Annotated in this window: 12 protein-coding genes; 7 read left to right on the top strand and 5 right to left on the bottom strand. The window is 54.5% G+C overall.

The window, feature by feature from the left end; genetic code table 11:
• Positions 1 to 133: 133 nt before the first annotated feature.
• Positions 134 to 487 (bottom strand): hypothetical protein, encoded by a 354-nt coding sequence (locus tag PLIM_RS20840; RefSeq protein WP_013112294.1) that lies wholly within the window; start codon positions 485 to 487, stop codon positions 134 to 136.
• A gap of 418 nt (positions 488 to 905) precedes the next feature.
• Between PLIM_RS20840 and PLIM_RS20830 the strand changes: the two genes are divergently transcribed.
• The 3 genes from PLIM_RS20830 to PLIM_RS20820 all read left to right on the top strand — a co-directional run bounded on the left by PLIM_RS20830 (position 906) and on the right by PLIM_RS20820 (position 2,734).
• Entirely contained in the window at positions 906 to 1,661 is a 756-nt protein-coding gene (locus PLIM_RS20830; protein WP_013112293.1) for a glycosyltransferase family 2 protein, read from the top strand.
• A gap of 154 nt (positions 1,662 to 1,815) precedes the next feature.
• A complete protein-coding gene (locus tag PLIM_RS20825; protein WP_013112292.1) occupies positions 1,816 to 2,199 on the top strand; it encodes a hypothetical protein in 384 nt (127 codons plus the stop codon).
• A gap of 109 nt (positions 2,200 to 2,308) precedes the next feature.
• Entirely contained in the window at positions 2,309 to 2,734 is a 426-nt protein-coding gene (locus PLIM_RS20820; RefSeq protein ID WP_013112291.1) for a VOC family protein, read from the top strand.
• Between the two features lie 16 nt (positions 2,735 to 2,750).
• Here the strand turns inward: PLIM_RS20820 and PLIM_RS20815 are convergent, their stop codons facing one another.
• Both PLIM_RS20815 and PLIM_RS20810 read right to left on the bottom strand, forming a co-directional pair.
• Positions 2,751 to 3,797, bottom strand: a complete 1,047-nt coding sequence (locus PLIM_RS20815; RefSeq protein WP_013112290.1) for a prenyltransferase/squalene oxidase repeat-containing protein — start codon at positions 3,795 to 3,797, stop codon at positions 2,751 to 2,753.
• A 263-nt stretch (positions 3,798 to 4,060) separates the two neighbouring features.
• Positions 4,061 to 5,116, bottom strand: a complete 1,056-nt coding sequence (locus tag PLIM_RS20810) for a DUF1559 domain-containing protein (protein ID WP_013112289.1) — start codon at positions 5,114 to 5,116, stop codon at positions 4,061 to 4,063.
• Positions 5,117 to 5,783: 667 nt separating this feature from the next.
• Between PLIM_RS20810 and PLIM_RS20805 the strand changes: the two genes are divergently transcribed.
• The 3 genes from PLIM_RS20805 (at position 5,784) to PLIM_RS20795 (ending at position 18,020) form a co-directional block, all read left to right on the top strand.
• A complete protein-coding gene (locus PLIM_RS20805) occupies positions 5,784 to 9,305 on the top strand; it encodes a hypothetical protein (protein ID WP_013112287.1) in 3,522 nt (1,173 codons plus the stop codon).
• A 182-nt stretch (positions 9,306 to 9,487) separates the two neighbouring features.
• Positions 9,488 to 9,961: a hypothetical protein gene (locus PLIM_RS20800; protein ID WP_013112286.1), complete on the top strand. Its 474-nt coding sequence runs from the start codon at positions 9,488 to 9,490 to the stop codon at positions 9,959 to 9,961.
• 76 nt (positions 9,962 to 10,037) lie between these two features.
• A complete protein-coding gene (locus PLIM_RS20795; protein ID WP_013112285.1) occupies positions 10,038 to 18,020 on the top strand; it encodes a hypothetical protein in 7,983 nt (2,660 codons plus the stop codon).
• Between the two features lie 79 nt (positions 18,021 to 18,099).
• Here the strand turns inward: PLIM_RS20795 and PLIM_RS23370 are convergent, their stop codons facing one another.
• Entirely contained in the window at positions 18,100 to 19,686 is a 1,587-nt protein-coding gene (locus PLIM_RS23370; protein WP_013112284.1) for a serine/threonine-protein kinase, read from the bottom strand.
• 234 nt (positions 19,687 to 19,920) lie between these two features.
• Entirely contained in the window at positions 19,921 to 21,111 is a 1,191-nt protein-coding gene (locus PLIM_RS20785; RefSeq protein ID WP_013112283.1) for a FliM/FliN family flagellar motor switch protein, read from the bottom strand.
• Between the two features lie 439 nt (positions 21,112 to 21,550).
• Here PLIM_RS20785 and PLIM_RS20780 point away from each other — a divergent pair, with 439 nt between their 5' ends.
• Positions 21,551 to 21,730, top strand: coding sequence for a hypothetical protein (locus tag PLIM_RS20780; protein ID WP_148227210.1), 180 nt, complete (start codon positions 21,551 to 21,553; stop codon positions 21,728 to 21,730).
• Positions 21,731 to 21,883: the final 153 nt, after the last annotated feature.

Below are 21,883 nucleotides of genomic sequence, written 5' to 3'. Positions count from 1 at the left end.
ATACGAGAGATTCGTCGTCGGGGGGCTGGTACAGTGAAGAAGAAAATACTACCAGGGCCATGTACTCGCCGGTCGTTGGGCATTTCCAGTTGATGTTACCCAAAGAAAAGAGGCAGGCAGGCGGGAGCCTGCCCTACACCGCTTCGACCGCTTCGGCGTCGAGGCAGGCCATGAGATGGTATAACTGTTGCGATTCGCACCGTGTGATGTAATCGGCCGGCATACTGGACAATGTCTCGGCATCCCACTCGATGACATATTTCTCGGCGGGAGCTTTGCCAGTCACTTCGACGACGGTGCCAGTCCATCCAGCCAGCAGAATCTCGGGAAACTCGGGTGAGGTCACTTCGGCCTTCACACGCACTTTACGGCCTGTGGCATCATTGGCAGATTTCTTTTTAGCCATCGTGTCCGTCACAACCTGCTGCAGATTCTGTGAGATCCTTCTCAGGACAAAGGCCTGTCGAAGGCTGCCACTGCCGGGCATGAAAATCTTCCCGACAACTCCTGAAAACCTATCGTGGTCAGTTTCGCGAAATCAAGCGCCAGATGCCAGTCCGCGCGGGAAGTTCATCCTGTGGTCACAAAACAAAGATGTGAAGCAGTCCGCTGACCAATTATCTCTTCAAGAGCCCCGCAGCACTGGTGAAGAGTGGTTTTCGCTGGAAAAGTGGGAAAATCTCACGAGATTGCCTCCGGCAGAGTGGCCTCTCAAAAGGTTTTTGGGGAGCATCTTGGCATGATTGGAAGTGAAAGTTCATCCTGAAAAAGGGTGACAGAGATTCCATTCTTTTACCGGATCTCAGGAGAGAAGCCTGGCTCATGCGGGAAACTGGAACTTCCCCATGAACTGTCGGATATGGACCCTGGGCTTGAATGCCAGATTGAAAGAGGAGTGAGCAAACGTGGGCGAGGCGGTGATATCTCCCATCGTTGTGGCTGTCATGCCTGCCTACAACGCGGCAGCGACTTTGGAGCGAACCGTGGCCGACATCCCGGCGGGCAGTGTGCAGCACATTGTTCTGGTCGATGATTGCAGCAAAGATCAAACGGTCGAAGTCGCCCGCAAGCTGGGCCTCGAAGTGATTCAGCACGAGACCAACCAGGGTTACGGCGGCAATCAGAAAACCTGCTACGCCCGGGCACTCGAACTGGGTGCTGATTACGTCGTGATGATTCATCCCGATTATCAGTACGACAGCCGGGTCATCCCGGCAGCGATTGAGTTTTTGAAGCTGGGCATCTGCGATGTCGTGCTGGGTTCCCGCATTCGCACCCGGCAGGAAGCACTTGCAGGGGGCATGCCCGTTTATAAGTACCTCTTCAACCGCATGCTGACACTGATTGAGAATATCTCGCTCGGGCAGAACCTGGGCGATTTTCACTCGGGCTTTCGTGCTTACCGCAGAGAAGTCCTGGAAACGATTCCTTACAAGAACAACTCAAACGATTTCGTTTTTGACAGTCAGTTCCTGGCGCAGGCGGTCTGGTATGGCTTTAAGCTGGGTGATATCCCCGTCCCCGTGCGCTATTTCGATGAAGCCTCAAGTATCAACTTCCGCCGCAGCGTGGTTTACGGCTTGAGAACACTCCAGGTACTCGTTCTTTACGCCGCCTGCCGATGCAAAGTGTGGCGCTCACCGCTGTTTGGTAAGCGATGATCTGGCAGTGTTGAGTTCCTGCGGTTTAGTACGAGAGGCCACTTCGCGAACATCGTCGGGCGTTTTCAAATGAGTATCTTCTGAAGCATTTCTGGGAGGTGAGTTGCCTCTCATTAAATTGTGAGCGTTCGATGATCATTTAAGAGATCAGGGCATGCGGCTTTCCCGGTACCACCTGATTGCCTTTGTCTCGTTCGCAGCGATTGCAGCGATAATCGCTGTACGTGCTTGTCTCATCTACAACGAATTCGCAGGAACGGATAAGACTCCACGACACATTGCAGCCATCGCACTTGGCGTGGTCATGGGCCCGATGACAGGCCCCTTTGCAAATTCGGGAGAGATTGGCGGCCCCCCGATGCTCGTCCTCTGGACCGTTGTCTTGTTTGTTGGGCTGCTCGCTAGTCTATCGCCCTTTGCGTTCATCAAGAGCCGGGTGTCGCCCGGCGTGCATGTTCTGGCATGGTGCGGGTATCTTCTGGCCTGTCTGGCATGGTTTGGCTCATCGATCATCTCCCTTGGCCACTACCTGAGTTGATATTCGAAATCACAAACAAGGCGAGTGCCGTATATACCCAATTCCGCATGCTTGAACTGGAAGTCGTAAGCCAACCTGCAAGACTTGGCGAGATTCAAGGACTCGATCGATGCATATTGACAAACTGGATCATCTGGTGCTCACTGTCGCCAATATCTCGACGACATGCGATTTCTACTCCAGAGTCTTAGGGATGAGTGTCGTCACTTTCGGTTCAGGTCGAAAAGCGCTGTGCTTTGGAGATCAGAAGATCAATCTTCACGAAACCGGTCAAGAACTCGAGCCCAGGGCGGCTCTTCCAACACCTGGTTCGGGTGATATCTGCCTCATCACCTCTGTACCACTCAACGAAGTCATCGATCACTTAATCGCCTGCAATGTACCCATTATTGAAGGCCCAGTCGCCCGCACAGGTGCAACCGGGCCGATCATGTCGGTCTACTTGAGAGATCCAGACTCGAACCTCATCGAAGTCTCAACATACGCTGACGCCCAGCCTATGGTGCCAGAAGTTCCGAAGAAGAGTTGGCTATGACGACCCGGAAGCTTGCTCACTTCGTCGCGTATTTCAGTGCCATCAGTGCGTAGGCTGTCGCGAGGTTCGGGTCGCCTTCCATCCAGCGGGAATTTTTGTTTACCCAGCTGCCGTTGGCCTGCTGTTTGCCAATCAGTGCGTTCGCGAGATCTTCCCGCCAGCGGTGCTCTTTGCCCTGGGCATCGATGAGAACTTCTTCTCCCAGTGCGTTCAAAGCTTTGGCAAAGGCCTGGTGATAGTAGTAGATCCCTTGATCACCCAGGCCAGGATTTTCATCCACTGTATAAAACTTGCGAATCCATTCGGTCGCAGCTTTTACACGGGGATCGTCTTTGCTAAGCCCCGCGTAAATCATGCTCTTAAGGCCCGCGTAGGTCATGCTGCCGTACGAACGCAAGCCTCCTTCAGGAGTCGTACCCGCCTGAGACTGGCCACCCAGAGCGGGGGTGTAGTAAAAGCCACCGTCATTGATCTTGGCGGCTGCCGGTGTGGTGTTGTACTCAGATTCCAGATTCTGGCAGCGTGACAGGAACACCAGTGCGTTCTGCACGGCCTGATCATCCGATTTCACACCCGCTGTCTGCAGGGCTTCGAGGAAGAACGCTGTATTCGAAAGGTCGGGCCGATCGTTGGTTTTCCCATAACCTGCACCACCCCAGCGCACATCCGAGGATTCAATCTTTTCGGACTGATCCCATTGCACACCGCGAATATAGGCTTCGGCTTTCTTGATGAGATCGTTGTATTTGCCATCGGAGTTCGCTGCCGAAAAAGCCAGAAGGGAAATGGCCGTTTCGTAATTCCCATGATGAGCCTTGGGGCTGTAAATTCCGCCGTCGGGCTGGCGATATGACTCCAGATACTTGAGGCCTTTGACAATCATCGGGTCGTCTGCGGCGGCACCGGCACTCAGTGCACCGTAGAGGACAAGCCCTGTAATGCCGGGAGTCTGATTGGTTGTCCAGCTTCCATCTTCGGCCTGGGATGTCTTGAGAAACGCAATGGCTTTCTGCCGGGAAGCGGCGATCTCGGCAGGGGTGGCAGCTTCAGAAATCTGAGCCACCAGACATACTCCGGCAATAAGAGCGAGACCTAAACAGCGGAGGGAAGTGCAAACCATCAGAAGACCCCATCACGTCAAGTTGAACAACGGGCAATCCCGTCCAAAGCTGGCAAATGAGAACGTTACCCAGGACGACGGACCGTTTCACCATCAGTCAATCACGGCATACAAACAGTCAGAAATCACTCGACACACGACCGTCAATTTTAAGCGGGCCAACACCGAATCAACAGCCTGAGACGCAGAATCCGGGTGGAATCAGGTTAGAACTCGCCGACGGTGGTTTCGTTGCTGCCACCATTGCGGGTTCCTAAGGCCCGCCAGATCCCATTGTCGATGTTTTCACTCACCGTACGCACTGAGCCATCGACCATACAGACATTCACGATCCCCTCGTGCCAACTGCGTGAGACGATGACTGCATAACTTGGTGAACCTGTGCTTCCATTGCGACCTTCCTGCCACGAGTTGAAATCGCAATCGTTATAGGTCACTCCATCGGTATGCGTTGTTGAAAGATTCGTATTGGGATTCATGCAGGTGGTGAAACCAGCATGATGGACTCGACCATCTGGCCATTCGGTGTGCCCTGTTGCAGGGTTGTATTTGGGATCAGTTCCCTGGCTTAGTAGAGCTGCCGCAGCCGAGGCATTGGTCGGTGGAGTCGTCGACGAAAAACTCGAAGCATTGCGGTTGTAAGGAGTCCAAGCCTTCACTTCCGCTGCGAGCAGCGTATTGCTGGTACCATCGGTAAAAGAGTTGAAACTCAGTTTACTATTGGGAAAGAACGCTCCATCCCCACCCTGACCAGTGGTGGGGTTGAAGACAAAGTAAGTGCCGTAGTTAAAGCCATAGGTGGTGGGATAAAGCAGTGCCCGTCCGCCACCGGGATCGCGTACTGTATCCGACTTGGGGTCACTTGGGCAGGCGTAGCTGGGAATCTTCAATCCGCTGATCGCGAGTTGATTATCCCACGCAATGCTCAAGTCCACTTTGGAATACAGGTTGCCCTGTTCCAGATAAGGGAGAATTCTCCCATGAATCGACCACGACCCATTGTTTCCCGTGGTTGTCACCGACGTATTGATCGTCGCCGAGGGTGGAAACGCATTGAGAGCCGATTCGTAGTTGTGAACTGCCAGCCCCAGTTGTTTGAGATTGTTCTTACATTGCGTTCGCCGGGCCGCTTCGCGTGCCTGCTGGACTGCAGGAAGGAGCAGGGCAATCAGAATGGCAATGATGGCGATGACCACCAGCAATTCAATCAAAGTGAAGCCGGCATGAAGGCGGCGACGTGACAGCGATGATTCGTTCATCATTTCCATCTTCTGACAAAACTTACGAACTCAGGACGGTACAAAGCCGCCACTCGACATTTGTCAGTCTCAAGTAGCAGCTTTGATGCCACGGATATCCAAAATCACTAACCAATTGCACATCATGAGGTTGTGTCAAACGGCATCCCCGCGGCATGATCTTCAAAGCGACATGGATTAAGTCTTTGCATCAAACTGTCGCGCGGCGCAACAGTTTGATGCAGCTGAGTGATTGGGTCCGCGAGTTTGCTACCAACGCATCAATTTTCGGAAATCTGTATTGAAGCGGCAAAATCTCTGGAGTTTTGTCAGCTGATCCGCGCGTCACAGATGCACGCACGCAGCGAATGCCTGCTTGGCGTATGACATCAACCTGATCAAAAATGACGCAAAGTACTATAAAATTGTCTGTTACGTCTGAAACACTCACTTCATGAAGTGCCCTTCGGCACCCGTTCACGCGAGACGCATCGATCAGCCGGTACAGCGGCCAAAGAATTTCTGCCCCAGTCGTCTTTGCGATTGTGAGACAAACCATGTTCCGCAATGTGTGTAATCGCTATCTTTGACATCAATGCCACCAGTGGCGCAAACAGCGTATTTCCCTTAATTGACCCATCCATAAGCTTTTCCTCACAGGAGAAGCTGTTGATTTCGCAGAAAGTCTGCCATGCGCTCCTCCTCGCCATTGACTGTTATTCGTCTGATGATGGCTTTGCTGGCCTTGGCCCTGTCACCAGCCACAATGGTATTCGCCCAGGAGGAGAGCACCACGCGGCCACCAGCCGCCTCACCTGCCAATCAGGAACTGGTTCAGCGGTGGATCTACATCCCTTATCAAAACCTCAAGCAGGTCTTCGGGAAAAATGACGCCACGATTGCATTACCACTTTCAGAATATCTCGAACTCTGGAACAAAGCTCATCAGCAGAGTTTGAAGCCAGGCGAAAAGCCACCTGTCCCGGCAGTCATCTCCGAAGCTCGATACACCGCCAAAGTCGAGAAAGAAGCCGTCCGACTGAATGTGCAATTGAAGGTGCTCTCTCTGAATCAGGGCTGGGCCGTTTTGCCGATTTCATTCGGCGATGCAGCGGTCGGCAAAGTCTCATCCAGCACCAATCGAGTTCTCCTTCAAGGTTTGGGCCAGGGCAAACTCGCGCTGCTCATGCCGGAAGCCGGCGAACATGTGGTGCAATTCGAAGTCGTCACCAAAGTGAGTGTCTCGCCCGACGGACGACGATTTGAAATGCAACTTCCAAATGCCGGGATCAGCAGTCTCGAACTGACGATTCCCGAAGCCGACCAGGTCGTCGAGCTGGCACCAGCCGCCGCACTCGAATTGCTCCCCACCGCTCCTGGTTCCAAAGAAACGCGTATTCGAGCAGATCTTGGAACTGTCGAACAACTGAAGGTCAACTGGCATCCACGAGTCGGTTCCCGGCCCGATATGGAACTGCTGGCCAGTGTCACCAACCTTACCAGCGTGCAGGTTCAAGATGGGCTTATCCACACGCACGCCCAGCTCAAATACGACATTCTTCGCGGACAACTGGCGTCTTTACGAATCGCGGTTCCTGCAGATCATCGGGTTCTCGATGTCACCTCCGACGTGCGCCTTCGCGAATGGAAACTCTCCAAAGAAGGCGAACAACAGATCATCTCGGTCGAACTGCTGGGTCGAGTCGATAAGCCAGCCACGATCCAGGTGCATACCGAGCGATCCGTCCCTGCCGAAAACTTCTTTGTTGCCGGGATCGTCGATCAACAATCCCGCGGCATTCATGCTCTGAGTGTCTTACGCGAAAGTGGTCAGTTGGCGCTGCATGCCGGGCCCGATGTCAACCTGACGGTCGAACTGCAGCGTGGTCTGCAACGGACCGATGAAGCCGGGGCTGCTCCCTCGATTCGAACGCCAGGAGCCACTTATTTCCGCTATTTCTCACCCGAATTTGAACTCGAATTGCGCGCCCGGCCTGTCGAACCTCGACTGGTCGTGAATCATAACTCCCAGTTAATCTTCCGCGATGATCAGCTCCGTTTGAATGCCTCGCTCGACTATCTGGTCGAGCGTGCCGGTGTCTTTGAATTGCGATTCGGTTTGCCCGAAGGACTGACTGTCGAAAACGTCGTCGCGACGGGGATGAAGCAGTTCGATGTCAACGAGACCACCCGTGAACTCGTTGTCCAGTTCACTGAAAAGCGGCTCGGACAGATCAATCTCACCATCAATGGTTTTGTCCCCTGGGCCTCCGCTTCAGCTGCCCGGAATCTCCCCCTGATCGAGCCGCGTGGTGCTGAAGTTGAAAATGGACAGGTGGTCGTTTTTGCCCCCGAAGCGATGGAAGTGATTACAGAAACCGAGAAGGTCATCTCGGCACAGCCAGATCCTGCGGTTGCTCCGTCACAAACTGGCAACGCCCGCCTCGTTTCTGCCTGGCGCTATCAGCAGAGGCCCGTTGTCATTCCTGTTTCTACAGTTCGTAAACCTTCTCGATTAACGGCTCAAGTCACCACTCGTCTCGATGTCCGCCAGGGGCAAGTCAGTTCACAAACCACCATTGGCTATCTCGTGGAATTTGCAGGGCTCTCGACCTTCCGTTTTCAGGTTCCCGAAAGTGTTGCCAGCAGTGTGCAGATTACTTCCACGGCTGATGCGCCGATCAAACAACAAAGCCGGGAAGAAAAAGCAGTCGATGGCTGGGTCACCTGGACGGTCGTCCTACAGCGTGAAGTTCTGGGCCGCCAGACCTTTGTTGTCACCTTTGATGTGACTCCCCAGGCAGGAACTCCTCCGGAAGAATCCGCGACTCTGGGGCTCGTCCGGTTGATCGATTCCCCACTCCCTGAATCGGGCAGAAATGCCTCGTCAGAATCTGGCAAGAACAGTCCTGCGCAAGCAGAAGCTGCCAAAACCGAAGAAGTCGGGAACAAACCTGCCTCGCCTGTTGTCGCGACGACAGTTCCACTCACGCGGATTGTGGGTGAAGTTGTCGTGACGAAAGACCGGGCTCTGGCAGTCGATGCCGTCGCCAGCGGTGGCGATGTCGAAAGCATCGACACTCGCGAATTGACGACGCCTGTTCCCGAAGGCTTTGCTGCTTTTCGGTACTTCCGCCAGCCTGTGGAAGTCAGTTTGAAAGCCAGCAAACTCGATGTGCAGGGTGTGGTTCAAACGGTCATCTCTCGCAGCCTGGTCGAAATCGTCGTGGATAAAGCCGGTGTCGTCACGGGCCGGGCCCGTTACGCTATAAAAAGCAGTGAACGTCAGCGACTGCGGATCGATTTACCAGGCGATGCCCAGCCTCTGGGAGCAGCCATGGGTGATCGGCCTGTCGCTCTCGAAAAAACACCAGGTGCCAGCGACAAAGGACCTTACACGACTCACTTTATCAACGTGGCACGCGCCAGCGGTGCCGATGAACTGTTTCATGTGACGATTCTCTACCGCTTACCACTCTCACCGGCACCATTCGGCAGCAATGGAGGTAAACTCCTCTTGAGAATGCCTGTCTGGGGAGGCCTCGATGCCCAGGGAATTGTTACTCAGCAATCGCGAGTCGCTGTCTGGGTGCCACAGGAGTTTTCACTCGTCAGCTCACCCACAGGCTACACACTCGAAACACGCAGGAAATTCAACGATCTGATCCTGGCCTCGCCACTAAACTCACGAGGTCTGGAAGGGCTGGATGAATGGATTGGACAGACCGCCAGTGGCATGTTCGATTTTCCACGCGAAGGTCGCGGCACACTTTACAGTCGACTCGGTAGCGGAAACGAAATCACCGTTGTCTGGTGGCGACTACCCTTCTACACCTGGATCGCCACCATCGTGCTGATTGTGGTCGCTTTGCTCCTCAGGCGAACGCCGCTGGAAAACAAACTGACCGTGCTCCTTCTGGCGGCCACCATTGCTGCTGCCAGTGCCATTGCCGATGCCGATCTGGTCTTACACATCGTCGCGGCCATGTTCTTCGGCCTCGTGGCCATGGTGCTGATCTGGCTGGTCGCCAGCATTGTCAACTGCTGTCGTCCTGGAAAGCCAAAACCGGTCGAGGTTCCACTTGAGCAACCTGTTGTAAAGACCAAAGTCGAAGAGCCACTCGCCGTGTCCACTGGAGATGCCTCATCCGCGACTTCCAGCAAGCCGGAGGAGCCACCTTCACAGAATCCAACGGGCGAAAATCAGAGTTAATTCCTCAGTTCATATCGCTCTCCGAGGTTCAGAATCGTTCTTCATCGAATGCCGTGAACGAAAGAGAGCAGTTTCCGCTGGGCAGAGAACTCCGAGTGACCAGCGATAATCGATACCGATGCTTCCAGAGATGTTGTTGATTCTGCGAAATGACTGAGCCAGATTCTGGCAGGAATAAACTGATGTCACTCATCACCTTCAATCTCCGCACGAAGACTTCGCCTGTTGAGCAGGGTCGATACTTCTTCATGAACGATATCTGTCGGCTCATGGCTGCTCTGCTGTGCATGGTGTGCGGCTTGAGTTCACCACAGCGGGCACAGGCACAGCCCCCCACCAATCGACCAGTACAGAACGTTTCTGTCGAAAGTGGTGAATCACCCAGCATCCGACGAGAAGTATTTGTCCCTCTGGCAGATCTGCAGGCCGTGCTTGAATCTCAAAAGCGAGGTGTCCTGCTCTCACGCGATGACTACGAAGCACTGCTCAAAAGAGCACAGATCAAAAACAACTCCCCCACTCCGCCGGTCCATCAGGTGATCACCAGTGGCACGGCCGTGGCCACCATCGAAGGGACTGTCCTCGTCATCAACCTGAAGCTCGAACTCGAACAACTCACCCCCGGCTGGGCTGAATGGAAGATTCCCCGGGCTTGAACGTCTTTCCATCGACTCCGCTCGGCTGGATGGAGAACCGGCACCACTCTATCGGCCTGCGTTCGAAATCCAGCCCATGGTCAAAACTCAACAAAAATCGGTTCGACTGCCCGCTCCACCTCTGCAGCTCCTGACCAATGAAGTCGGCACTCATCATTTAGAACTGCAATTAACGACACCTCTGGTCAATGCAGGAAGTGATCAGGTCGCGGCCTTTGTGCTGCCACCTGTCCCTGCCGGGGAGATCGTGGTGACTGTTCCACCGAAGAAACAACTCGTTTCTTCTGGCATGACCCTGGATCGCCTGAAACCACTCGCCGAAGCGAATGAGTATCGCCTCCCCTTTGGCGGGCAGGGCCGCTTTCAATGGCGTCTTACCGAACGAGCAGAAGCCAAAGCGACCGACGCTCTGCTCTTTGCCAGCACAGCCTATGGTCTTGTCAGCAGTCCCGGTGAAGTCTCCTGGCAGGCCTTGACCAGCCTGCAGGTTTTTGGCCGCTCGATTGATCGACTCGAATTGTCTGTCCCATCAAAGCTTGAAGTCGCTGCCATCGAATCGACAGGCCTCGAAGCGTGGACACTCTCCGATGACCCGGCGAATCCCGAGCGCACAAAAATGTCACTGGTCTTCTCGCAACCATTTGAAGGTCAGCGCACGTTGACAGTTCGTGGCGTCATGCCCACACAAGTGGGTGAAGCCTGGTCGGTACCACCACTTAAGATCGATGGAGCCACCAGTCATATCGGGCAACTCATCGTGCGTCATCCGCAGGAAGTCCGCTTACGAACATTAGAAGAAAACGGAGTGCGCCGCTCGGAAGGTCTTTCTGTCACTCCCAAAAACCCCGCTCCTGCTGCCAATAACTCACCAGGCGATAACAACTCATTTTCTTCCATCGAGTTTGAAGTCTGGCGGGAAGATTTTGACTTAAACCTCATGACTGAACCCAAAGCCCGCGAACTCAACACAGCGGTCGCTATGGTTGTCGAAATCACTTCCCGTGGGATTGAACTCACGGCCAGTACGATGGTTGAAACCCGGTATGTCTCGCTGTTTGATCTCGAATTCGATCTTCCTGCTGAATGGAAATTGCTGCAGGCCAGCACTGCCGAAGGTCAGGGGTTAACCTGGCAGACGATCCCTGGTGATGCAGGGATCAATCGCATTCGTGTGGCCCTCGATAAACCATTACTTCCGGGTGAGCGAAGATCGATCCGATTCTCAGCCAGGCAGCTTGTCGAAAACTGGCCGGTCGAAGAAAACGCTCCCGTCTCGCTGGTCTTACCTTCGTTACCAATCGCCGACGCCACTCTCACAGAGACGGCTGTCGTAGTTCGTGCGGATGAAGATCTTGATGTCACTGCTCGCGATCTCGTGGCGATTGATCTGGCACCACTCAAAGCGGAAGACGAGCGACTCAGGCTGCAGTCACAGGTTAATAACTGGAAGGCTGGCTTGAACATTTCGAGGCAGCCTTCCCGCTGGATCACGAAAGGTCTCACCGGCTGGAGACTCGATCAGCAGTCGATCTCCTCATTTGTTTCGGTGCGAGTTGAAGTTCAAGGTGGTGGTGTTCGCGGACTGATGCTGACATTGCCGGAAAGTGTCGGAACTGATCTGCGCTTCTCACTGGCAGGTGCTGGCGGACGGATCGTCCAGCAACAGGACGGCCCGGTTGTTAAAGGTCGCAGATTGTGGATCCTGCGGTTCGCGGAACGTGCCCGGGGAGCTTTGACGCTCTGGGCGACGATTGAGCAACCCAGACCTGAGGTCGAGAAGTTTGAAGTTCCCGAACTTCTGGTGCTCGATTCTCAACTCCATAGCGGGTTTATCGCTCTCGAAGCCAGCCCGGATCAGAAGTTATCGATTGATGCCCTGGCGGCTGATGGATCGCCTCTCAAAGAGGCGGACCTGCTGGAACTCCCTTCATCCAAGTGGGTCCCTCGCGAGCGACTGGTGGCTTTGTTCGAAACTTTGGCCGAAGGAGCCAGGGTTGTTGTGAGTGAGCAACGATTTGACCGCTCGGCACTTCCCAGCGCGATCTGCCGCCGCTTGAAAGTCGATACGCACTTGCCTCTGGTCGGTGCTGCGCAGCATCGGGCCGAATTCCTGTTGCAGGTCGCCAATGTGCAGAATCTCAGTGTTCAATTGCCCGGAGATCAAGGTCAGCCTGGTCAGGGGAGCCGCTTGTGGGCGGTGATGGTTGATGGCCGGGCTGTAGAAGCCAGGCTCGCCTCACGAGGCTTTCTGGTTCCTCTCAGCAGTCGAAGTGAGGGGGCGAACAATACATCGCAAGGTTCAGCTGTCGGCGGCACTGAACGGTCGGTGGTCGTTTATTACGAGACAGATCATGCGACGGCTGGTCGAGCGGCACAGGCCAGCCAATTTGAGGGGACAACACCTGTGCTGAATGTCGTCACGTCATCGAGCGATCTTGAAATCGTGGAAGTGCTCGAGCAGACGTGGGAAGTCCATTATCCCGAGAAACTGTTACTTGTCAGGCAGAATGGTTTACTGGAGGCGACCGCGCCACTTGATCAGCCGGGAGAACTGGCGAGGTTAAAAGAACTCTTCCAACAACCCAGTTGGGATCGCCTGATTCCCTTATTGCTGGTCGCCGGGCTCATGATTCTGTTCACTGCGGGAGCCTGTTATCTCCGGTTCAAGGCTGGCTTCTGGGGTTGTGCCGGTGCCGGTGGACTGCTTGCTTTGGGGTTGGTGCTGGTCGTCTGCGTAGGACCCTGGTTTTTCCTGGGTGGGCTGGCTGAACGACGAATGGTCGCTTCCCGCACGGCTGCTCCTGCAACCTCCTTTTATATCGACAATGCTGTCGAAGGTTTCGCTGTTGAACCTGTCGAGAAATCGATGCAGCGTCTCGAAGAGAGTAACGGTAAACCTATGTCGGATATTGATGCTCTAGTCCCGGCTTTTGACGCTCCAGCACAGGCTGGCGAGAAGATCGCAGAATCTCGCAAGATGCTGCGGGCGGGTGCCAAACCTGCCGCGCCTCCGAGCGGTCCTGCTCCCACTGCTGAAACACCTTTACCCGCACTTACAGAACCTTTCGGCACCGTAACCGATCCTGCCGTGGCTTTGAACCAGCCGCAGCCGGTTGCTGCCGGCATGCCGGTTCCTGCAGAAGCAGGCAATCAAACGTCAGACAGCAAGACTCCAGCAACTCCCACTCCTGATGCACGTCCTGCGACTGCTGGCGAAGGAGCCGAAACATTGACAGGTCGTGCTGATCAATCCTGGGGGGTAAAGTCGGGTACATCCCGGCTCTCTCTGGCTCTGAACTGGCAGGCACCCGCCGGTACCCGCAGTCGAGAGTTTCGTTATGTCGGAACGGGTGAAAGCCTCGATGGCGGAGAAGTCGCCTCATTGAAACTGACCTATCTTGACCGTCAGGAGATCACACTCTGGGGACGCTGGCTCTTCTGCATGGGAGCACTCATCGCGTGGTTCTGCCGTAAACTTCCTGCCACACGCAAATGGCTGATTCTCGGGATTGGTCTTCCCCTCGTGATTGGCCTAAGTGGCGTGCTTCCCGCCAGTGCACAGCTTTGGCTCGATGGTTTGTTTGCCGCCATGATCGGGGGACTGATGGTGTGGCTGGGTGTCGCGCTGTACTCGCTGATCGATCTCTGCCTGACAAGTTGCCTCTCACGTTGCTGCAAAACTCGATGGTCTGGCCCTGGTCAACTGGCGAGCCTTGTGGTCGGGCTATGTCTCTGGTCAGCCTGTGTCACTCCGCTTTTAGCACAGGAAGAAGTTCAAAAAATCGACCAGGAAGCTCAAAAGGCCATGGCTCCTCTTCCCCCATCGCCTCCTGTGAATCAGACAGTCATTCCGGTGGCGAATGGTGATCTCACCGACCCCGCGATTCTCGAAGGGAGTCAGCAGGTCTTCATCCCTTACGAAAAGTACCTCGAACTGTATTTGAAGGCCAACCCCGACAAACGACCCAAGGCCGCAGCCCCTCATGCCGGCGGGCTGGCCGAAACAACATTAGTGGTCGATCTCATACCTAAACCACAGGTCAAATCCGCACCCGATACCACACAAGCAGCACAACCAGCTCCTGCAGACGAAAAAGCCACACCCGCCCAGAGCCAGTGGACACACGATGTCCGCTTGAAGGCCAGGCTGGTCTATCTGTCGAGAACCAGCGCTCCTCAATTGATGGCTTTACCGCTCAAACAATTGGCCTGGAACCGGGCGGAACTGGATGGCAAAGCGGCCCCGCTGGTTTCGAAAGATTCGCAGCAGCAAATCCTGATCACTGGAGAAGGACTGCATGTCCTCGATCTGGAAACAATTATTGATCGCAATTCTTCCCCCTCGGCTGGCCAGTTCCAAATTCTTCTGGAACCTTCAACGGGTGGGAAACTGATCTGGAATCTTCCCAAAGAGGGTCTGCTCGTCCGGCTCAATGGCGCCACCACAGGCTTCCGGCAGACGCCCGCCCGTAACGACCAGCCACGAAAGGTCGAAGTCTCACTCAGCTCTTACAACGAGGTTTCAATCTCCTGGCAGCCCGAAGGTGAACTCAATGTGGCCAATCGCACGGTCTCGCTCAATTCACTGACCGCTCTCTCGTTTGATGACAGCGGCCTGAAAGTGAGCACCGGGCTTGAGTATCTGATCCGGCAGGGAAGTGTCATTGAACTCGATCTTCAGGTTCCACCAGCACTCAAAATTCAATCGGTCACAGGCCCCGATGTCGGCAGTTGGGAACTCTCTGGCGAAGACCCCGCGCGAAAGCTGAAGGTCTATCTGCGACGAAATGTCGATGACACCACTCGCCTCACGATCGATGCCTATTTCGAACTTCCTGTCTCGCAAGAACCCACCGTTTTGAAAGCACCACAGTTGATCCCTGTCGGTGTGACGCATGAAACGGGAACCTTAGGTGTCTTCGCGGCTCGGCAGTTCAACGTGCGAGTCAATAAAACCGAGTTACTGACACAAATTGATACTTCTCGCTTCAGTGGCTCAGTCCCTGTCAGTCGCCCGGCTGCCGCTCCACAGTTCGCCTATCGATTCTCGGCCAGGCCTTATGCACTCGAGTTGCGGGTTCAAAGGCAACTGTCCCGCATCACCGCCCAGGCTCAGCATGGCGTGCTCATGACTCCCACACGCCAGCAGCAAACCACGCGGCTCATCGCCCAGGTCTCGGGTGTGCCTCGCGCGACATTGACGTTGCGACTTCCTAAAGATTGGCAGCCACTCAGGGTCGAAAGTGCAGGCTTACAGGACTGGTACGAAACCCGCACAGAAGGCCAGCACCTGTTGACTCTCGAATGGAAATCGCCGCGTGAAGGGACTCTGGAAATTCTTCTGGCTGGGGCAGTCCCCTTCAGCCGCAATGGTCAGAACCGCTGGTCCATGGCTCTGGAACTTCCCGAGTTAACCGATGTGGATCGATTGAGTTCACAAGTCGGTCTCTGGACAGATTCCGCCATTACCGCGAATTTTTCCAACCTGGAAGGCTGGAGATCCATCGATCCCGCCACCCTCTCTCCCGGGTTGACTCAACTTAAAAATGGTCAGGCTCCTCAACTCGCGTTTTCTTCAGAAAGTCAGACCACCCGTCCCATTTCGCTTTCTCTGTCGAGACTCGAGCCACAGCTGGCAGCTGAATCGTTATCGATCGTGAGTGTGACTGATGGTGCGATTGCTCATTCACTCCTTTTGAACTGGCAGATTGCTCGTGCTGCTGCCGATGTGGTTGAGGTTTCTGCGAGCCCTGAGTTTGCTGGCAAACTCGAATTTTCAGGTTCTGAAATCCGGTCGATTGCTACTTCCAAAGGGAAAGATGGTCGCCCTCACTGGACGATTTCTTTGCGAACACCCGTACTGGGCAGCCTTTCGCTGGCCGCTGTCGCGACGACGGAGTTTCGTGACCTCCAGGTGCATTCGCCCGGCTTACGCTTTGAAACGATTGAGGCGGATCGCATCAACGCAGGATCAGTCGAATCGATTCCACAAGCTCATTATGTCCTCTTGCTGAATCCTTCACGCAGCGTGCTGACTCGCGAAGCTCCCGAACAAGCCGATGCCGTCACTCGCGATGACCTGCGTATTGCACTGAATGATGATCTCATCAAACGGGCTGCCGAACTTCTGCGGGTGAAAACCTCAGGTGTCAGTTTGAAGTGGAAAGCGGTAGCGTTAACGCAGGCTCGACTGGCCGCTGCCAGTGTGAATCTCGCCGATCTGGTGACGATTCTCTCTCGCGATGGGACTTATCGAACCAGTGCCACTTACCTGATTAAAAATCGCTCGCGTCAGTTCCTGCCACTGGTCATTCCTGCGGAAGCCAGACTCCTCACGGTCTTGATCGATGGTGCCCCTTCACGAGCGGTGCAATCTTCGAAAGACGGCCAGATCATGCAACTGGTGGCCTTACCCCGCACAAGTGCTGCCGACCTTTCGATTACCGTGCAGATCACCATTGCCGGTAAGCTGAATGGACGATTGCCAACCCGTGGCGGATGGACAACACGCCAACTTGATATTCCGGCCCCACAAGTCATCAGCCCTGAAAAAGATGAAGCTCTCGGGATTCCGGTTTCCCGCACACGCTGGGCGGTTTCTATTCCCGACGATCTGCAGGCGACTGGGCTGGCCGACCTCACGCGCAACAATCTGAATACCGCCTCATTGGTCCAATCCGAGTTATCACTGCAACAGGCTCGCCTGCAGGAGCTGTCTTATCTGATTTCGATTGCCGACAATTCGACCAATTTCTCACTTCAGGCACAGGCCCTGGGAAATGGCATCGCACTGAAGTCGTTGCTTTCCGATAGTTCCAGCTACCGCAGTCGAGCTTCAGGCAAAGATTTAGCCGCTGTCGATGAGTATGAAACCAGTTTGAATGCCACACAAAAACAACTTCAGGAATTACAACGCAAGGTCGAGCAAAAAGGTGAAAAGCTGAACCTTCAAAACCAGTCACTGACTGTCTCAGGGCTGGCAGTCAACGGCATCATCCTGGGGCAACCTTCCGAAGGTGCTCTCGAGGCGCAGTCGAATGCTCTCCAGATTCTGACCGATAATCGCAGCCAGTCTCAGGCGGATCATTTCTCTCAAGGAGGAGCCTTCTGGTTTAAGTCCGAACTCAAGGAAAACGAGTTTGTTCAAGAGTCCGCTCCATCGAAGAAAGATCGTCAGGAAGCGCGGGAACAACTCGATGCCCGCCGTCAGTACCAGGCCTTCAACGATCAGCAACTCGATTCTTTGAACAGTGCCGTGCGAAACCGTATGGAAGAATCACAGCAGCGCCAGCAGTTGGATCTGGCAAAATCCAAATCGGGCGAATCGCTGGAACGCTATTTGTCATCGTCAGAAGATTCCGCAGCTCGAAAACAAGAGTTTGATCGAGGAAGTCAAGCTGTGGAACTTGGTCGAGCCGTGAGACGCAACGCGGCCGATTCGATTGCACTGCAGCAGCGTGCTCTGGGAGAAAACAAAGCTCAGTCAACGTCATCTCAGTGGGAAGAAGATGGCCTGCAGAGAGCAAAGCTCGGCGTGGATAAAGCCCGCGACGCGTCTGCACGCGACGATTTCTTCGTCCTCTCTGAAATGGCTGCCAGTTCTGGCGGGACGAGTGTTGCCACTGGCGGCTTAGGTGGTGGCCTGGGAGGCATGGTCGATTTTGAATTACCTGCCAATCGAGGTGCCGTTTCACAAGGACTTTCCGTCGTGGCAGAGCTTCCTCAAAGTGGCCAGACCGTGCGATTCTCGAAAGCCGGTGGCGATGCCCGCCTGGCACTCGAATTTGTCCCCTCCGGCAGAAAGGGATCACTCTGGGGATGGTTATGGCTGCTGGCTTCCATCATTCTGGCAGCGTGGATGGTGGCAATTGTGACCCCGGACAAGAAGCAGCGCTGGCTCCAGCTCACCACACTCCTGTTGATTATCATCCTCACGATTGCAGCACTGACTCTCCCACCTCTATTTGCCATTCTGGCTGGCCTCGGTGTGGCAGGTCTGTGTACTTTGCTGGTGGTACTGGCGACTCAGGCCAGGTGGAACAGTTCAGCAATTGGGTAACAATCGCCTTTCGAGACAAATTCAAGAATCCGTCAGGCTCTCCAACGCACTGATTGACAGCATCATGAGAGTGGATTCATCAGCTTCCACCCAGCTTTTCAAGAAACGGAATGTTCTGCCTGAGGAGTGGCAGGAGCAGGTAGACTCCGTAAATCGCACCGGCAATCAATCCCAACCAGATCAGCAGACTGACCCAGCCCAAGGCACCTGAAAGGGCCGCTCGAATCTTGCGGGTGAACTTGCGCCAGCGCTCCTGCCGATCAATCTGGGCATACAGCGACTTCATATCCCGGCCTTTTTTCTCGGCTTCCTGCCGAACAATAAGTGCCTGGATGGCATCTTCAAACTCTGGAAGTTGAGCAATCGGAATGGCGGATGTCGCGCCCGGTTTTTTGACTTTCGCCCGCTGGTCAATGATGCCGGCTTTGATCCCTTTGATAATCGCGGGAGCCGTCATCTTGGCAGCAGATGGTTTCCCTTGAGCATCGATGAACTGAATCGCATAGGTGATCTCTTTGGCTGCCGCCTGCTTCTGCTGAGCGGCATCTTCAGCGGAAGACTTCGGTACTGCAGGTAGACTTCGCGTGGCGGCAGCAGGACTTTTGACAGTGGCCGTATTGGCTGTCGCCACCACTTTATCGGGAGCCTGAATAAAGCTGAGTGAAGGGCTTTCGAGGCCCAGCATCGCCAGATAACGAATCACTTCGCCAAAATCCTTGAATCGCTGTTCGGGTGAGACAGCCACCATTTTATCGATGATCAGATCCAGTTTTTCCGGGATCTCGGGATTCGCCTTTCGGGCGGGTGGAAACTTTCCCTGCTCTTTGTTCATGATCAGTTCGACGGTGGTATTGCCAGTAAATGGCAGCTTCCCCGTAAGAAAGTGATAGAGCGTCACCCCCAGGGCATAGATATCGCATCGGCCATCCACATGTTTGGCGTTGCGCGCCTGCTCGGGAGCCATATAGTACGGTGTTCCCAGACCGGTCCCGCTCTGTGTGAGCGAGTTGTCTTCATCGTCAATGGCTTTGGCGAGGCCAAAATCTGCTACCTTTACCTGCCCGCGCGCAGTGAGCATGATGTTGTCAGGTTTAATATCGCGATGCACCATGTTCATGGCATGGGCATGCTGCAAGGCCTCCGCGCATCGCAATGTCACATGCACGGCATCACCAACAGAGAGTCGGCCCAGAGTCTCGATCCAATGCTGCATGCTCTTGCCGTCGATGAATTCCATCGCCACAAAGTGCACACCATGATCCTGATCAACGGCATAAACGCGCACGGCATTCGGATGATCGATCTTCGCCATCGCCCGCGCTTCTCGATAGAACCGTTTGACAAAGTCGTCTTTGCCAGCAAGTTTTTTGGAGAGAACTTTAATCGCTGCTTTCCGATCAAGACTGTCCTGATGTGCCAGGAACACCTCTCCCATGCCCCCTTCACCAAGCTTGCGAATTAATCGGAAGTCGCCCAACTGAGAAATCCGCTGCGGGGCAGCAGGAGATGAACCCTTCCCTGTCCCTTCTCCAGCATCTGTTGACCCAGTCAGAACAGTGTCAGGCGCAATGTTCGTAGCTGCCATAGCACCATCAGAGACATCCGATGCGATGAATGTCTTCTCGGAATCAGCAGTGGGATCTTGGGGCGTGCCTGCAGAACTCATGGGAGCCAACCTGTCGGATAGACCTGCGAAATGCTTTCTCGCATCAACGCTCGATGTCAGACAAAGGCCACTTCAAAGCCTTCATCAACTCGGCCCATTATGCTCAAGATGTTCAACAGTTCTCTACAGGGAGTTTCTGCACTGGCTGACTTTATCGATTTTTCATCATCGCCTGACTGCCAGTCATCGATGTGATTGGGTCGCCGAAAACCCGATGAGCAAGGTCAATGGCCATCAGTCCAGAATCAGGCTACTGGGCTTCTCAGGAGGTGGCCCTAAGCGATTGACCTTCACGCCAAAATGCTCGCCAATTTTGACGGCTTCACCCTGAGCGTACTGCCGATTTCCAATATAGATATCGAGCAGGTCTTCACAAGGTTTACTAAACGTCACCAGAGCCCCGGGTGACAATTGCAATAAAGCAGCCAGGGGCATGCGTTTTTCTGCGAGGCGCACACTCAATTGAACCCGCACTCCAGAGAGCCTTTGCAGCATCAATTGGCTCGTGACCGATTGCTGAGGCATCGTCTCTTGAGCCAATGGTGCCGCAGATTCCATTGGATCTTGAGCGGCCAGTCCCTCATAGTTCGAAAGCAGATCATCAACCGGGCTATCGACTGGCGCTACTGCAGTCTGTGAATCGGGCAGTTGTCGCTCGGCACTGGAATTCTGACGACGTTCGGTCTCGAGGTTTGCTGAGGCCTCTTCCCATTCATCCTCGAAGTTCTGGGGAGTGACTCCCGTCATTCCTGTCTGGCTGGATCCTGATGCAGCATCGGCACTCGACCCCGATGGCTGACCATCTTTTGCTGATAGAGGAAATGGCCCCAACACGATGATCGCGGGTGTTTCACCTTCTTCCGGCGGATTCTCGAGAGTCGTCACCTCCAGAGCATAAGCCAGCAAACGGGCATGCATTGGCAGGTTTTCGACATGACCCGCGATGCGCGAGATAGTAATCGTTTTTGAGGCACCTATCTCGATTGACTCAGGCAGCAGAAGAATGCTCCATTCCTGTGCCAAAGTTTGCAGTCGTGATTCCTGACTGGCATCCGGCGTCGTATACCAGCCGGGCAGGCCAATGATTTCAGGCAATAACGCCACAAAAAATGTCTCATCACAGGCAAGTTCGACAACCAGACCTGCCGCTTCACCAGCAGGCCACGGCTCATGTTGAACTGCTAAATGCTGTGTCACCCATTCGGCAGAAAGTTCCTTCACCCGAAACTGAGTGGCTAGATCCGTGGCCTGTTGAAACGACGTGACCAGAGCATCGATATTCTCTGTCAGGTGGCTCAGCCACGTCGATTTGAGCTTCTCGAACTGCTCGATGCCGGCAGAAGTGAGCTGTTCTCCTCCAGCAGAACTTTCGGGAGAACTGGGTGAAAGATCTGTTGTGGGGTTGGGTTCTGCAGATTCAGACATGAGTATTCTCGATAGCAGGGAACCACACCACCGAATGGAGTCGCATCAGAGGTCGCAAGTTTTGATTCAACCCCTGAGGCGAAGCAACATTTCTACGAAACTCCTATCGGCGCAATAGTCATCGCTGCTGGATGATTCTCTGTCATCGAAAAAGTCGATCACGATCCAGCGGCAAAAGCGGCCATTCAGAGCACGCACCTCGATTTCAGCGGCAATCTTTGCCGGGGCATTTCTACTGAATCTGCTACACGCAGAGTCCCTAAGACATCTGGCGATTCCTGCCGAAACTCGGCTCCAACCACACCTTGACGATCTAGCCCTCCTGTGGGAAGACCCTTCCTTGGTTTTACCTGAACTTACCGGCTTGAGCATCAACCTTCCCACACCGCCGCCATAGATGTCCGGAACCGGATCGATGAACGAAAGGATGAGCACCAACATGCAACGCAGGTTCTGGCTGGCACTTTGGGTCTTGGCTGTCTTCGGTGGGATCAGCGGTTGTGCCTTCTTCCACGATCTGCAGCCCCATCGGCTGCATCGCCTCAATCGACAACCCGCTCCGGCACTCGATCCCGAGTTCACGGTCGTTGATCACTCGTTCGCCCGCGAACTCTCGTAGGTGCGCTTCAACCAATCGCAACTCGAGATAAGGCGACAACGTATCCACTCTGTTCGACCAAAACAGATCTGCAGAAAGTGCAAACCTGCACGCCGCGTGGAGTCGTCGTTCGACCTTTCAATAGGTTTGCGAAATGTGAAGAGAGCCGCTTGT

The organism is Planctopirus limnophila DSM 3776, assembly GCF_000092105.1.
GTDB lineage: Bacteria > Planctomycetota > Planctomycetia > Planctomycetales > Planctomycetaceae > Planctopirus > Planctopirus limnophila.
This window is presented reverse-complemented; position numbering and strand designations above follow the sequence as displayed.